Raw genomic sequence first — 13,118 nt, 5'->3', positions numbered from 1 at the left:
TAAATTGAAAAAGAGCTGCCAATTGGCAGCTCTTTTTATTATTTAATATTAATGATTCCATCGAATCCCGTGAGTTTTCATTGGAAGTTTATAAACCGCATCGGAAGCGGTAATAAACAAAATATCTTCATTGGCTCCACCAAAAGTAACATTACCTGTCCATTCTTTATCAATTTGAATATGATCTATTTTATTGCCTTCTTTATCAAAAACAACAACTCCATCGCCGGTAACGTATAGATTTCCTTCATTATCTAAGGTCATTCCGTCAGAGCCCATATCAGCAAAAAGCTCTTTATCGGTTAGTGTACCATTATCCTGTATTTGATACTTATACACTTTTTCTTTTGAAACATCTGAAACATATAAAACTTGATCTTTAGAAGAACCAATAATTCCGTTTGGAAGTACAAAACCTTCTGCCACGGGTGTTACGGTTTTATGATCGGGACTCAGGTAATACACTTTTCTTTTCTCCATCTCAGGAGATTTTCTTTCCCAGTATTCTCTTTGATAGTAAGGATCTGTAAAATAAAAACCACCCTTTTCATCCATCCATAAATCATTAGGACCATTAAATGCTTTGTTTTCGTGACCGTCTAAAACAACGCTTACTTCTTTATCTGGACTTATCTTCCATAACTGAAAATTTTCATCGGCACAGGTCCATAAATTTTGATCATCGTCAAAATACATTCCGTTAGAACGACCTGCATCTTTCATATAAACTGAAATGGAATTACTTTTTGCGTCCCACTTTAAAATTTGATTATTAGGCTGATCGGTAAAATATACATTTCCCTCCTTATCAGAAGCCGGGCCTTCGGTAAATATAAATTCATCAGAAATTAGTTCCGGTTTTGCTCCATCTTTCACAGGAGATGTATGTTTTTCACAACTCACCGTAAGCAGATGAAGGCTGCATACGCTAAGAATTAAAAGGTATTTTTTCATTTTCATTCAATTTTAAAAAATTTTAAGCTTCAAATTTACTCATTAAAAAAAGAAAAGCTTTTTATTGAAGCAATAAAAAAATTAAAAAAGAAGCGTTTTTTCTTTTTAACAAAACACTAATAAAATCTATGCAAAAAAGCCAGTAACTTGTGGCTTATGGCAAAAAACTATTCAACCTTTACCTATTTCTTATTCATTTTCATTTTGAGTTCTGGTGTTTTATACGCTCAAAAAACTCAAGATTCAACCTCGCAAAAAACGAATACTTCGCTTCCTAGTAAAAATCCCACTGTCGAAGATTACGGAAGTTTTAAAAGCAATCCTATTAAAGAATATAATGAAGCTTATTATATTTTAGATAGATTGAATAATAGTATAGGTTTACCGCCAAACGAATATAATTTTCAAACTCCACAATCGGTTTTAGAGCACTTTGTTCGAAAAGCTAGAAATAACGAATACAAGGAAGCAGCTTATGCGCTAAATCTTAATTTATATCCTGATAATATTTCTGAAGAAGATGCCGCGATTCTTGCTGAAAAATTATATTTCGTACTTAACCAACGTGTAAATATTAATTGGGATGAACTTCCCGATCGTCCCGATGGTCAAATCGATATTCAAACCACCACTAACCAAGCTGTAGCCGGTAACCCGAGAAGAAGCATTGTTTTTGGTGAAGTAGATATGGACGGACGCGGAATTGTATTTCGAGTACAACGAGTGAAATACAAAGATTATGGTGCCTTTTGGCTTATTTCTCAAAACACGGTAGAAAATATTGATGCACTTTATGCAACCTACGGTCCGCGAAAACTAGACCGAATGATGCCGGATTGGGCAAGAATTAAAATTCTAAAAATGCCGGTTTGGAAGTTTGTTGGAGCGTTAATTATTCTTGTGATCTGTTATTTTATAGGAAAATTTGTCGCCTATTTTCTTCGAAAACTATTCTTAAAATCAGATAAAAAATGGATCAATCATATTGCCAATAAATTAGCGACACCTGCCGGATTTGCCGTGGGCGTGTTAGCTTTTTATTTACTTTTAAATCATCTTATATCATTTGCAGGAGCTTTTGCCAGTACACTTTATGCTATTTTATTGGTGATTGTTATTGGATCTGTCACTTGGTTTTTTATGCGAATGATTGATTATTTTATGCTTTACGTAGCAGAAAATAAGATCGGCGATACTTCTGTTGAAGAAAATACGGAGGCACGTAGAATGCTTACCTATATTTCTGTAGCTAGAAGAATTGTAACTTTTTTGGTGATTATTATTGGAGCGTCGGTGATCCTCTCCCAGTTTAGATCCTTAGAAAAACTGGGCATTTCACTTCTGGCATCTGCCGGAGTTGCCACTGTAATTTTAGGTATTGCCGCACAAAGTACCTTAGGAAATATAATTGCAGGTATTCAAATTGCTCTTACCAAACCAGCAAGAATTGGCGATACCGTTGTTTTTGAAGATGAATGGGGTTATGTTGAAGATATTCGCTTTACCTATATGGTGGTGAGAACCTGGGATTGGCGTCGATTGGTTATACCGTTGAAACAGGTGATTTCTGAAACTTTTGAAAACTGGTCGATTACCTCGGCACATCAAATACGGCCAATCGTTTTGTATGCCGATTATAAAATCGATGTGAAGAAAATTCGGAAAAAATTCAAAGAACTTTTAGAGTCGAATGAAAATTGGGATAAAAATCATCCGCCGGTGGTTCAGGTAGTAGACACTACTGAAAAAGCAATTAAAATTAGATGTTTGTGCAGCTCAAAAGATGCTTCTTCAACTTGGGATTTGCATTGTGAACTCCGTGAAGAACTCGTTAATTTTATTGGCAATTTAGAAAGCGAAATTCATTTACCTACTACCAGAGTTCGGGTGCAAGAGTTTCCTTCCGAAGAAAATAAGTCTAACGCTCAAGAAGAATAAATTGTAATTATGGCCCTTATTGCAGAAAATATAAATATAGATCAACAAAGCCTTCGCTATCTTATATATGGAGTTGTAGGTATTATCGTTACATTTTGGATCGCTTTTTATGCCATAAAAAAACTAGGAAAAGACCCAAGAAATATTCTTCCGGTAAACTTTGCAAAACGCATTCAAATTCCGCTATTACTATTTTTAGTAGCGATCGTTTTATGGATCGGGAATGCTTCAAATTCTTTACCAAATGAAAGTTACGAATACGCAAGTAGGCACTTAATAATTGTACTGCTGGTAATTTCAATCACTTGGTTTTTAATTTTACTACTGAAAGTTTTTAAGCGACGACTTTTAAGTAAATACGATGTTTCTACAGAAAATAACTTAAAAGCTAGAAAAGTTTATACGCAATTCGCAATTCTTGAAAACATCATCATTTTTATTTTAGTTATTCTTTCGATCGGTATCATTTTAATGAGCTTTGAAAGTATTCGGAATATTGGGGTGAGTTTGCTTACTTCTGCCGGTATTGCGGGAATTATCGTGGGTTTAGCAGCTCAAAAAGCTATTGCAACTCTATTAGCAGGAATACAAATTGCGATTACCCAACCTATTCGTTTAGACGATGCAGTTATTGTGGAAGGCGAATGGGGCTGGATCGAAGAAATTGCACTTACCTATGTGGTAGTGAGAATTTGGGATAAACGCCGCTTAGTTGTTCCTTCAACCTATTTTATTGAAAATACATTTCAGAATTGGACGCGCACTACTTCAGATATTATGGGAACGGTTTTTTTATATACCGATTACGATATTTCTGTAGATGATTTACGTGCTGAACTTACCCGATTATTAGAAGGTTCGCCACTTTGGGATGGTAAAGTAAATGTATTGCAGGTGACCAATGCTACCGAAAAATCGATGGAGTTGCGTGCGTTGGTTAGTTCTAAAAATTCGCCTACCAATTGGGATTTACGTGTTTATATTCGAGAGAAGATGATAAAATTCATTAAAGAAAACTACCCGAAAAGCCTTCCAAGAACTCGAGTGGTTCTCGAAAATAATGACGCTTCGGATAGTAATACTAAGGTTGAAAATTCATCTAAAAATGATGAATAAACTCTATTAATTCTTCTTCTTCCGTTATTCCTCCGGAAAAATTAGTTGCGGTTTCAATTAAGGCTAAGTGTGAATAAGCTTGCGGAAAGTTACCGAGTAAACGCTTGGTTTCAAAATCGATATCTTCACTAAACAAACCTAAGTGATTGCTGTAAGAAAGTAGTTTATTGAAAAGTTTAATGGCTTTTTCCTTCTTCCCTATTTTGAATAAACTATTGATAAACCAGAAACTACAAATGGTAAATGAAGAGCTAGGCTCGCCAAAATCATCTTTATTCTTGTAACGATACATTAAACCATCTTTTAGTAATTCGCGTTCGGTAGCTTCAACGGTTTTAATATAGCGAGGATCTTGCGCTTCTATAAATCCGTAATCTTCCATCAATAAGGTTGAAGCATCCAGATCTTTAGAACCGTAAAATTGCGTATAAGCTTGTACTTCTTCGTTCCAAGCGTTTTCGTAAATATCGTTGAAGATCTCGGTTCGCAATTCTTTCCAATGTTTTAGATTGGCGGTTTTATGAATTAGTTCTCCGATTTTAATCGCGCGATCTACGGCTACCCAACATAAAAGTTTAGAAAACGTAAAATGGCGATCTTCTGTTCTTAATTCCCAAATTCCTTTATCGGGAGCTTTCCAGTTTTCTTCCACCGTGTGAACAGTTCCGCAGGTAATCGTCCATAATTCTTCAATGTTCTCTAAAGTATTTTCAAACCGAACAAATTGCTGGTAGATCACTTCCATTAAAATTCCGAAGATATCATTCTGCTTTTGTAAATACGCAGCATTCCCTGTTCTTACCGGTTTAGAATCTTCGTAACCGGCTAAATGATCTAAAATATGCTCGGTTAAATTTCGCTCCCCGTTAATGCCATACATAATTTGCATTTTGTCACCTTTATCGGGAATAATATCGATGATAAATTGAAGAAACTTTTGTGCCGATTTTACGTGCCCTAATTCTGAAACAACTTTAATTACCATCGAAGCATCACGAATCCAACAGAAACGATAATCCCAGTTTCTCACTTCGCCAATGGTTTCTGGTAACGAGGTTGTTGCGGCAGCTAAAACAGCTCCACTTTTCTCGTAAGTCAGCATTTTTAGCGTTAACGCACTTCGTAGAATTTCGGTATTATAATAACGGTAAGAAGTGGTTTTTTCACTCCAATTTAACCAATATGTATAGGTTCGCTGATATTGTAAAAAAGCGCGATCTAAAGTCTGACTCAAGATTTTTTCGTGATAACTCATCACAAAAAACGCGTGATCTTTTAGCGTGATTTCCTTTTCTTCTAAAATATCTTCATAATCGAGATTCGAATACAAATAAACCGAATCGTACTTCCCTTCTATCGTATGACTTTTAATGTAACCATCTTTTACACGTCGAATGGTTTCTTCTTTGGCAAAAGCAGGTCTTGGTCGGTATTGAACTTTAAATTTTGGAGCTCCAGAAAGTAAAACTACACATCTAACAATTTCGGCAGGTGCGTGAGATGTGCCGTCTTCTTTAAAATAGCGAGGCATAAAATCTCTAATTTCAAAAGAACCTTCTTCAGCTTTAAACCGAGTTACGATAATATTAGTTTTGGGTAGATATTCTTGCTGAATTTCATAAGCTTCAGAAGTAATTAAATCGAAGTTTCCACCGTTCTCATTATCAAGTAATTTAGCAAAAATCGCATCAGAATCGAAGTTGGGCAAACAGCACCAATCTATAGAACCCGATTTAGAAACCAACGCAGAACTTTTACAATTTCCTATTATTCCGTAATCTAAATTTTTCATTAAAGTTTTAGTGTATTTAAGGTCGTTTGAATATAAAGCTGTAAATTAAAAAAATAAAAACAACCAACACTAAACTTTAACCAATGAAAAACAAAACTATTATTGTTTCTAACCGTTTACCACTTCAAATTTCTATTGAAAATAATCAAGATGTAACAGTTTCTCCAAGTGTGGGAGGCCTTGCAACAGGAATGAAATCGGTACACCAGGAAGGTGATAGTCTTTGGATTGGATGGTCGGGTCTTACCGAAGAAGAAGTAAACCCAGAAATTCAAACTCAAATTAACAATGCTGCAGAAAAAGAGAAATGCCTAGCTATTAATTTAACCGAAAAAGAACTCGACGATTATTATTATGGTTTTAGTAACCGAACCATTTGGCCGCTGTTTCATTATTTTATGGAATACACCAAATTTGATGAAGAACAATGGAAAGGTTACAAACAAGTAAATGAAAAGTTTGCTGAAAAGATTATTGAAAACTTAAACGACGGCGACACGGTTTGGGTACACGATTATCAATTATTATTGGTTCCGGGGATTATTAAAGCAAGTAAACCGAATGTGACTGTTGGTTTTTTCTTACATATTCCATTCCCATCCTACGAAGTTTTTAGAACACTTCCTTGGCGTGAATCTTTATTAAAAGGAATGTTAGGCGCAGATTTATTAGGTTTTCATACCTACGATTACGAACGCCATTTCTTAAGTTCGGTAAGCCGTATTTTACGCCACGAAACTCAGTTTAACGAAATTACGCTGAAAAATAGAATTGTAAAAGTTGACTCGTTCCCGATGGGAATTGATTATGAAAAATTTGAACAAGCGGCTTTAGAACACTTTGAAAAAACACAAGATCAAAAATCTGAACTTCAAGTTCGCTTAGATCAACATTTAGATACCCAACCGGGTTCTAAGATGATTCTTTCGATCGATCGCTTAGATTATACCAAAGGTATTGCTAACCGTATTCAAGCTTTCGAGCATTTTCTAGAGAAATACCCAGAATTTAAAGAAAAGGTTCGTCTAATTATGTTAGCGGTTCCTTCCCGTTCGAATGTGCCACAATACCAAAAATTAAAGCGAGAGATTGATGAATTGGTCGGTAGAATTAACGGTAAATTTTCAACTGTTAGTTGGACGCCCATTTGGTATTTCTACCGTTCAATGCCTTTCGATAACTTGATCGATCTTTATACTTCTTGTGATATTGCACTATTAACGCCACGTCGCGACGGGATGAATTTGGTTGCCAAAGAATACATTGCCACCAGAACCGATCTATCAGGTGTTTTGATTTTAAGTGAAATGGCCGGTGCCGCGCACGAAATGAATGAAGCTTTGATCATTAACCCAAATAATTACGATCAAATTGCCGATGCGCTGAAACAAGCCTACGAGATGCCACTGAAAGAGCAAAAATCGAGAAATAGAATTATTCAACGTCGTTTAAAACGCTACGGAATTAAGAAATGGGCAGATGAATTTATGAAAGCCCTAGAAGGCACCAAAGTGAATCATATCTCTAAGAAGGCTAAACATGTGAATGAAAAAACTGAACAATATATAGTAGATGAATTTAATCAAGCTTCAAAGAAAATTTTGTTCTTAGATTTCGACGGAACTTTAGTCGATTTTAATGACGATCCAGAATTGGTGGCTCCCGATCCAGAGCTTTATAACACCATCGATAAACTCAACGCTAAAAACTGTGAATTGGTAATTATAAGCGGTCGAGATAAAGATTTCTTACACACACATTTTGGCGATAAAGAAGTCACTCTAATTGCAGAACATGGTTTGTGGTTAAAAGAAAAAAATGGCGATTGGGGCATTACTGAAAATGTAAATAAAAACTGGATGAGTAGTATTCGACCGGTATTTGAATCATTTGTAGATCGCACGCCGGGAACATTTATTGAAGAAAAAAATTACTCACTGGCTTGGCATTATCGTAAATCTGATCCGCAACTTGGTGGTCAAAGAGCAAACGAACTTTCTAGCGTCGTAAAAGATTTAACTTCTAATCACGATTTAAGCGTTTTAAACGGTAATAAGGTTATTGAAATTAAAAATAGCGGCGTTAATAAAGGGCGTGCAGCAACTAAACAACTCAAAGAAAAGTACGACTTCATCTTTGCGATTGGCGACGATTGGACCGATGAATATATGTTTAGAGAATTACCCGATGAAACTTTTACTGTGAAAGTAGGTTTACAAAAAACTGATGCCGATTATTTTGTAGATGATACCGAACAAGTAAAACACTTATTAGAAAAATTTGCTGAATAAAATGAAAATGAAATTCACCCCACTATTCTTTATTGCGTTTCTGTTTTCGCTGAATATTTCAGCGCAAGAAAACACAGAACTTTATGATATTATAGATGAAGTTTCTAGCGAGCGTATAGAAAAAGACATTACCAAATTAGTAAGTTTTGGTACTAGAAATACGTTTAGCGATACCACATCAACCACCAGAGGAATTGGTGCTGCCCGAAGATGGATTAAAGCAGAATTTGATAATATTTCTAACAACTGTAAAAATTGCTTAGAAGTATTTTACCAAAAAGAAATCGTAACACCGGAAGATGGAAGTAGAATTCCGCATAAAGCAGCGGTTGTAAATGTTGTTGCCATTCAACGAGGTACCAAAAATCCAGATCACTATGTAATTATGAGTGGCGATATCGATTCTCGTGCCAGTAGTGCAACAGATTTTACCACCGATGCTCCCGGAGCAAATGATAACGCTAGCGGAATGGCCGGCACCATCGAAGCCGCAAGAGTGCTTTCTAACTATAAATTTGAAAACAGTATTGTTTACGTTGGATTGTCGGGTGAAGAACAAGGACTTTTTGGCGGTAAAGGTTTAGCTGAATATGCTAAAAAAAACAATTGGAATATAATTGGCGTACTCAATAATGATATGATCGGAAATATTGAAGGTGTCGATGGAGTGATTGATAATCGAAGTTTCAGAATTTTTTCTGAACCGATTCCGCCCACAGAAACTGAGCGTGAACGTAAAATGCGTAGGTATTATGGTGGTGAAGTTGATGGTATTTCTAGACAATTAGCCAGGTATATTCATAAAACAACCAAGGAGTATTTACCAGAGATGAATCCGATGCTTATTTATCGATTAGATCGTTTTGGTCGTGGCGGTCATCACAAACCCTTCAACGATTTGGGTTTTGCCGGCGTAAGAATTATGGAAGCACACGAAAACTACAACCGTCAACATCAAGATATACGAACCGAAAATGGTATTGAATATGGCGATGTTCTCGAAGGCGTTAATTTTAAATATGCTGAAAAATTAACCGAAGTAAATGCAATTAATTTAGCAAGTTTAGCTTGGGCTCCATTAGCTCCAGAAGAGGTTGCAATTGGTGGCGTAGTAGAACCTTCAACTAAATTAAAATGGAAAAAATCTAACAATCCCAATATTAAAGGTTATAAAATTTACTGGCGAGATACCACTTCACCTACTTGGGATTATTCAAGATATGTAGGCGATGTTTCAGAAGTAAACTTAGAAGGGATCGTGATCGATAACTATTATTTTGGAGTTGTTGCCGTTGGTAAAAATGGTTTTGAAAGCTTAGTGAGCTTCCCAAAAAGTGTATTTTAATTCAACTGTTAAAACTTTAAGGAAAGTTCGAAAAGTTTAAATGAAGCTTAACTATAAATATTTCAGCACATTTCATCTTCTGCTTAAATTTATATCAAGTTTAATTTTAAAACCAAAAACAGAATGAAAACAGGAAAAATGTTGATCGGAATCGCCTCAGGAATGTTAGCAGGAGCGGCAGCTGGAATTTTATTAGCGCCAAAAAAAGGTGCAGATACTCGTAAAGATATTGCAGATACCAGCAATGATTATGTAAAAGGAGCTAAAGGAAAGTTAGATACTGTAAAGAATTCTATCGAGCATAAACTAGAGGCTTTAAAAGCTAGAAAAAAGGCTGCAACGGCAGAAACTAAAGGTGAAGAAATTGGTTATAAAGCCAAAGCAGAACTTCATCAAGCAGCAAGCTAAAATATATCTTATAAAAGTTTAAAAAGGGTTTGAGTATTTCAAACCCTTTTTTATTTTTAGCAACTTATTGCAAACCCTAATAGTTGAGTTTACAAAAACACAAATATTTTAAAAAGTTTACCTTCTATTTAGCTTTATTACTTCTAAATATAAGTGTCGACGCTCCTATTTCAAATAATATTACTTACCGCGAAAACTTAAATTATAACAAGCAAGAAAGTATTGTTGAGATTATCGTTGAAAAAGTTTTTGGTGAAGAAGATGCTTTTGAAGAGTTTGAAGACTTTGAAAATAATTCGATCAACAAAAAGGATTTCAAATTAGATTTCCACGCTTATATTTCTTCTTCAAATTATTTCAGTATTGAAGTTCAGAAAGAACAAATCTTCACAAATTATAGTTTCAGTTTAAAGTCTATTTTCCCGGAAGTCACCTCTCCTCCTCCACAAGTTTAATGATTGAATTTTAAAAAATATTAGAAACCTCAATAATTAAACTATAAATAAAAATGAAATACAACTTTTTTAAGATTGTAGGTTTAGTGCTATGCCTAAATCTATATCAATATTCCTATGCCCAAAATGTAGAAACTGAAGACGAAGAAAATCTACCCGATAAGGTAACTCACGCCGAACCGCTTTACATCGATCTCATTCGAGATTTAGGAGCTCGAAAAGGTGAACGAGAATGGAATGTTGGTCTCGGACTTACCGATCGATCTGATTTTGACGAATATATAACACTAGTAGAATATGAATGGGCGCCGATAGATCGTTTAGGTTTAGAAGTAGAATTACCTTTTTCTTTCTACTCGCCTAACCAAGGGAGTTACGCGCCGGCAAATAACCTAAACAGTATAAAAATGGCAGCGCAATACAGTTTTTTTGTTTCTAAAAAACATGAGATGTCGATGGCGTTTGGGTACATTCAAGAATTTACGTTAACCGATTTTGAAAATTATGGTGACGGAAAATTATTTACCGGTAATGTTTACAATCCGTTTTTTATTGCGGCTAAACGTTTAGGAGCTAATTTTCATTCGTTATTATATACGGGTCCTGTTTTTGAACATCATTTTGAAACTAATGCTATTGAAACCCATTGGCAAATTAACTCGAACGTTCATTATATGATTCCCGGTTCTAGAAATTTTATCGGAGTCGAATTTAATAAAGAAGTTCACGAACACGATTTTGAAATGACCATTAGACCGCAAATGCGTGTAGAAGTTACCGATCAACTTCTTATTGGTATTGTCACAGGTATTCCTATTAGTAAAGAAAATGAACGCTTTAGTTCTTTTCTGCGATTAATTTATGAGCCTTAATTCTAACCAAAAAAAGGGAGAACAAATTGTTCTCCCTTTTTTATTAGCCTAAATGTTCTTTGGTATGTTGCATGGCTTGTTGGCTTTCTCTAAAATAGCAAACCTTTACGCCCATACTTTCTATATTCTTCAGTATTTTTTTAATCTCTTTTTTCTTCTTCTTTTTAGTTTGCCTAATGTAAACTGTACTAATATTTTCAGGAAAAATTTTAGTGATGTCTTGATAGATATAAGCGTCTTTTTGAGAATCGTCGCCTAATAATACAAATCGTAACTCAGGATAAAATTCAACTAAATGCTTTATTTTATAAAATTTATGGTTGTGATCACCACCTCCGCTGAAAAGGAAATCGGCAATCCCAGTTTTAATATCTTTTAGTTTAAGAACCGCTTTAGGCAATTCATTTAAATCTGCAAACTGACTAATAAAGTTATACAAATTCCACTCGCTACTACTTACATAGAAAAAAGCATTATTGGTAGATTTGTCTTCTCTACCTAATCGATTTAAAAATTTGTAATGATCTACAGATTCATCAAAAACCGTACGCTTATTAATATTTTTAGTGAGCATCACATACACTTTTTTAAAAATATTCCCTGAATGAGAAATTAAAAAAGTATCATCAATATCACTAATTACGCCGTATTCTCCCGGATAAGGTTTTACAAACTCTCCTTTTTCTACACGAATATTCCCTTCTACTTTCGCAGCTACTTCAAACTCGTGCCAACCGCTTCCAATTTCTTCGTGATAAGGAATGGTTAGTCGAAAATGACCATCATCTAAAGTCTTCGACGCAATTTCTTTTCCTTTAAATTTAAAAATCACTTCAGCATTAGCAATCGTTTTAATTCTAAACATTCTAATTACTGCCCAAGCGTGTTTATACCAACGTTTATCTAAATCGAAAACATCGGGAGCGTGTTTTTTAAACAAATGCCCCATCACTACGATTTCTCGTTCGTTGGCGTAGCTTCGATAAATTTTTAAGTCTAGTTTCATAAATTATGGTAAGTATAACACAATTTGATTTGAAAAATATCTATTTTTCAAAACTTTAAAACTTTAGTATGCAATTTCTATTCATTATAAATCCTATAAGCGGTAATGAAGATAAAAGCCATTTACTAAGAATGGTAAAAGCTGAATTAAAAACCGACGATAAGCTCACGATTTTTAAAACTACGGGGGAAAATGATACTGAAAAAATTCAGCAACAATTAAAAAAAGAAAATTTTGATCGTGTTTTAGTTGCTGGTGGCGACGGAACCATAAAACTTGCTGCTGAAGCGATGGGAGAAAACGCTTTACCTATTGGTATTTTACCGGCCGGTTCTGCCAACGGATTGGCAAGCGATCTAGATTTACCGGAACAACCTAAAAAGTTTATCCCGATAGCTTTGTACGGCAAAACCAGAAAGATCGATGCAATAAATATTAATGACGAGTTAGGATTGCACATTAGCGATTTTGGGTTGAATGCTGAATTAATTAAGGAATACGAAAGCAGCTCGCTACGTGGTAAATTAGGTTATGCCATTAATAGTATCACTACACTTTTTCAGAGTAAAGGTCCGTATGAGTTTGAAATTTCAACAGAAAAAGAATCATTTACTAAAAAAGGAATTATGCTGGCTTTAGCCAATAGTAAAAAATTTGGTACCGGCGCCGTGGTTAACCCAAAAGGTAAAATTGATGATGGCATTTTTGAAGTTTTACTCTTTAAGAAATTAGATCTATTTGAAATTTTAAAGACCTTGAACGAAGGCAAAGAACTTTCTTCAGACTTTGTAGAAAGCTTCCCGGTAAAAGAAGTAAAAATTAAAACTCAGCAAAAAGTAGATTTTCAAATTGATGGTGAATATTGCAAAGCTATAAGTGAAGTAAACGCTAAGATTTTACCCAATAAACTCGAGATAGCCGTACGATTGGGCTAATTTGCG

General features: G+C 34.9%; 11 protein-coding genes. 8 read left to right on the top strand and 3 right to left on the bottom strand.

The window, feature by feature from the left end:
• Positions 1-48 precede the first annotated feature (48 nt).
• The gene (locus tag G551_RS0100330; RefSeq protein ID WP_229797293.1) at positions 49-954 is read right to left on the bottom strand and encodes an SMP-30/gluconolactonase/LRE family protein; all 906 of its coding nucleotides are present in this window, start codon (positions 952-954) and stop codon (positions 49-51) included.
• A 156-nt stretch (positions 955-1,110) separates the two neighbouring features.
• Here G551_RS0100330 and G551_RS0100325 point away from each other — a divergent pair, with 156 nt between their 5' ends.
• Positions 1,111-2,892 carry a mechanosensitive ion channel domain-containing protein gene (locus tag G551_RS0100325; protein WP_036243015.1) on the top strand — a complete coding sequence of 594 codons (1,782 nt, stop codon included), beginning with the start codon at positions 1,111-1,113 and terminating at the stop codon, positions 2,890-2,892.
• 9 nt (positions 2,893-2,901) lie between these two features.
• A complete protein-coding gene (locus tag G551_RS0100320; RefSeq protein WP_036243013.1) occupies positions 2,902-4,008 on the top strand; it encodes a mechanosensitive ion channel family protein in 1,107 nt (368 codons plus the stop codon).
• Here G551_RS0100320 and G551_RS0100315 read toward each other — a convergent pair.
• Entirely contained in the window at positions 3,992-5,800 is a 1,809-nt protein-coding gene (locus tag G551_RS0100315) for a glycoside hydrolase family 15 protein (RefSeq protein WP_027883684.1), read from the bottom strand. The genes G551_RS0100320 and G551_RS0100315 overlap by 17 nt on opposite strands.
• Positions 5,801-5,883: 83 nt before the next feature.
• On the opposite strand from G551_RS0100315, the gene G551_RS0100310 reads away from it, so the two are divergent.
• From G551_RS0100310 to G551_RS0100290, 5 genes are all read left to right on the top strand, one after another.
• Positions 5,884-8,091 (top strand): bifunctional alpha,alpha-trehalose-phosphate synthase (UDP-forming)/trehalose-phosphatase, encoded by a 2,208-nt coding sequence (locus tag G551_RS0100310; protein WP_027883683.1) that lies wholly within the window; start codon positions 5,884-5,886, stop codon positions 8,089-8,091.
• 1 nt (position 8,092) lies between these two features.
• Positions 8,093-9,436: a M28 family peptidase gene (locus tag G551_RS0100305; protein ID WP_027883682.1), complete on the top strand. Its 1,344-nt coding sequence runs from the start codon at positions 8,093-8,095 to the stop codon at positions 9,434-9,436.
• A gap of 123 nt (positions 9,437-9,559) precedes the next feature.
• A complete protein-coding gene (locus G551_RS0100300; protein ID WP_036243011.1) occupies positions 9,560-9,844 on the top strand; it encodes a YtxH domain-containing protein in 285 nt (94 codons plus the stop codon).
• A gap of 83 nt (positions 9,845-9,927) precedes the next feature.
• A complete protein-coding gene (locus tag G551_RS16070) occupies positions 9,928-10,299 on the top strand; it encodes a hypothetical protein (protein WP_051191146.1) in 372 nt (123 codons plus the stop codon).
• A gap of 53 nt (positions 10,300-10,352) precedes the next feature.
• A complete protein-coding gene (locus G551_RS0100290; RefSeq protein ID WP_027883680.1) occupies positions 10,353-11,171 on the top strand; it encodes an HAEPLYID family protein in 819 nt (272 codons plus the stop codon).
• 43 nt (positions 11,172-11,214) lie between these two features.
• Here G551_RS0100290 and G551_RS0100285 read toward each other — a convergent pair whose 3' ends face one another.
• On the bottom strand, positions 11,215-12,177 hold the full coding sequence (locus G551_RS0100285; RefSeq protein WP_027883679.1) for an App1 family protein: 963 nt from the start codon (positions 12,175-12,177) through the stop codon (positions 11,215-11,217).
• Positions 12,178-12,245: 68 nt separating this feature from the next.
• Between G551_RS0100285 and G551_RS0100280 the strand changes: the two genes are divergently transcribed.
• A complete protein-coding gene (locus G551_RS0100280) occupies positions 12,246-13,112 on the top strand; it encodes a diacylglycerol/lipid kinase family protein (protein ID WP_027883678.1) in 867 nt (288 codons plus the stop codon).
• Positions 13,113-13,118 lie beyond the last annotated feature (6 nt).

The sequence above is a fragment of the Mesonia mobilis DSM 19841 genome (assembly GCF_000423405.1).
Classification (GTDB): Bacteria; Bacteroidota; Bacteroidia; order Flavobacteriales; family Flavobacteriaceae; genus Mesonia; species Mesonia mobilis.
The sequence above is the reverse complement of the archived record's forward strand: the minus strand, read 5'-3'. Positions and strand labels throughout refer to the sequence as shown.

What these genes read in the sequence shown, in the direction of transcription:
- G551_RS0100300 (WP_036243011.1), top strand. Translation starts at nt 9,560, where the DNA reads ATGAAAACAGGAAAAATGTTGATCGGAATCGCCTCAGGAATGTTAGCA.
- G551_RS0100305 (WP_027883682.1), top strand. Translation starts at nt 8,093, where the DNA reads ATGAAAATGAAATTCACCCCACTATTCTTTATTGCGTTTCTGTTTTCG.
- G551_RS0100280 (WP_027883678.1), top strand. Translation starts at nt 12,246, where the DNA reads ATGCAATTTCTATTCATTATAAATCCTATAAGCGGTAATGAAGATAAA.
- G551_RS0100315 (WP_027883684.1), bottom strand. Translation starts at nt 5,800, where the DNA reads ATGAAAAATTTAGATTACGGAATAATAGGAAATTGTAAAAGTTCTGCG.
- G551_RS0100320 (WP_036243013.1), top strand. Translation starts at nt 2,902, where the DNA reads ATGGCCCTTATTGCAGAAAATATAAATATAGATCAACAAAGCCTTCGC.
- G551_RS0100330 (WP_229797293.1), bottom strand. Translation starts at nt 954, where the DNA reads ATGAAAAAATACCTTTTAATTCTTAGCGTATGCAGCCTTCATCTGCTT.
- G551_RS0100285 (WP_027883679.1), bottom strand. Translation starts at nt 12,177, where the DNA reads ATGAAACTAGACTTAAAAATTTATCGAAGCTACGCCAACGAACGAGAA.
- G551_RS0100310 (WP_027883683.1), top strand. Translation starts at nt 5,884, where the DNA reads ATGAAAAACAAAACTATTATTGTTTCTAACCGTTTACCACTTCAAATT.
- G551_RS0100290 (WP_027883680.1), top strand. Translation starts at nt 10,353, where the DNA reads ATGAAATACAACTTTTTTAAGATTGTAGGTTTAGTGCTATGCCTAAAT.
- G551_RS0100325 (WP_036243015.1), top strand. Translation starts at nt 1,111, where the DNA reads ATGGCAAAAAACTATTCAACCTTTACCTATTTCTTATTCATTTTCATT.